2 protein-coding genes are annotated in these 1,393 nt (G+C 34.2%); both read right to left on the bottom strand.

The genetic code is table 11. The annotated features are described in order from the left end of the window. Positions 1-161 precede the first annotated feature (161 nt). Complete coding sequence (locus DCC82_RS16970; protein ID WP_158268602.1) at positions 162-770, bottom strand: YIP1 family protein; 609 nt, start codon at positions 768-770, stop codon at positions 162-164. A gap of 5 nt (positions 771-775) precedes the next feature. Next, positions 776-1,294 carry a stage II sporulation protein M gene (locus DCC82_RS16965; protein WP_097355131.1) on the bottom strand — a complete coding sequence of 173 codons (519 nt, stop codon included), beginning with the start codon at positions 1,292-1,294 and terminating at the stop codon, positions 776-778. Positions 1,295-1,393: the final 99 nt, after the last annotated feature.

Genomic DNA, 1,393 nt, shown 5'->3' with positions numbered 1-1,393 from the left:
TTTTGCACATTATTTCCGAATCCGCCTGAAATAATTTGAAAAAGGGATTCTGAAATAATGTGCTAGTTTACAACTAATTGAAGAAAACTGAAAATAATAACAAAGATGATTAATATACTAGAAGTTTTTTTAATCAAGGTAATAATTCCCTCCCTTAGATATTAGGAAAATATAAGACGGGCACTTATAAAAAGAATCACAAACATGAGAATAGGAGTGTATACAACAATAACAGAAGCCCATGTAGTTACTTTCACAAAATGTTTAATAAGGAACCAGCATAGAATAGTGCTGCTGACATATCCTATTATCCTAACGGAATCTGTTATCTGTTTATAAAATGATGAGTCTATTTCCTGCTGAAATTTTGTTACATCAGTTATATTCCGCAGATCTATGACAGGTGCATCAAAGATTGTGATGATATTAATAATAACAGACGCTATAACCATTGGAATAAATGAAAGTGATACAACTTTTAACATATCACGAAACAATACAGGCTTTCCAAGGAGAAAATTAACGCCAATATAGAGTATAAAGGAGAATAGTAGCCATATTACAAGTATTGTTGCTATACCAGTAACTATATTGATAACCGAGACAATCTCGCCAAACATAGTACTTCCAACTAATTCATCAATGTGAAATTTGTTGGACAGAAGCTTATAAGTCAGATAATTAAACAAAATTAAAATTGCAACAGGTAAATGGGATATAGATTTTAAACCGATTCCCTGTGGTACATTTAAGTTATTGTTATTCTTCATGTCTATCACCATAGTCCTAGTAGTTTAAATGAAACAAAATACTCAATAATGGCTGCGATACAAACTAAGCCTACAGATATGCTGAAATCACTGATGAGTTTAGGAAAAAATTGATGAGCCATACTTCTGTTGTCTATATACTTTAGTAAGAATATTCCCTGCAATCCCCAAGCTCCAGCTATAATAAATGCGGCCCACTCTATTAGGGCATGCGGAAGTGTCCCTGCCAGTAAAACGCTGATAGAAGCTTGACTTGCAATAAAAGATTTCAGTAGCTGACCAAACATAAACCCGTTATACACAAGCGTGGCGAAGGCTAGTAACCCAAATGAAAATAGACCCATGAATGCAGTAATCATCACTACTGTATTATTAACCAGAATATCCCAAAAAACAGATATAGTTATTTGATTTTGCAGTTCATGAACTTGTCCTACCGTTTTTACAATAGGCGCATCAACATAGTAACCAAGACAAATGGATAACGTGAAAATCAAGGTAGCTATAAAGTAGAGTTTTTTCATACACACCCCTAATTTAAACTAATTTAAACCCGTGGTGCTAGTTGAGTGTCAGCGCTCAACCAGCCCTAGTGTGACCAAGGAATAAGCCAACAAGATGCC

It is taken from the genome of Geobacillus sp. LYN3, from assembly GCF_003064505.1.
Taxonomy (GTDB): domain Bacteria; phylum Bacillota; class Bacilli; order Bacillales; family Anoxybacillaceae; genus Parageobacillus_B; species Parageobacillus_B toebii.
The sequence above is the reverse complement of the archived record's forward strand: the minus strand, read 5'-3'. Positions and strand labels throughout refer to the sequence as shown.

What these genes read in the sequence shown, in the direction of transcription:
- DCC82_RS16970 (WP_158268602.1), bottom strand. Translation starts at nt 770, where the DNA reads ATGAAGAATAACAATAACTTAAATGTACCACAGGGAATCGGTTTAAAA.
- DCC82_RS16965 (WP_097355131.1), bottom strand. Translation starts at nt 1,294, where the DNA reads ATGAAAAAACTCTACTTTATAGCTACCTTGATTTTCACGTTATCCATT.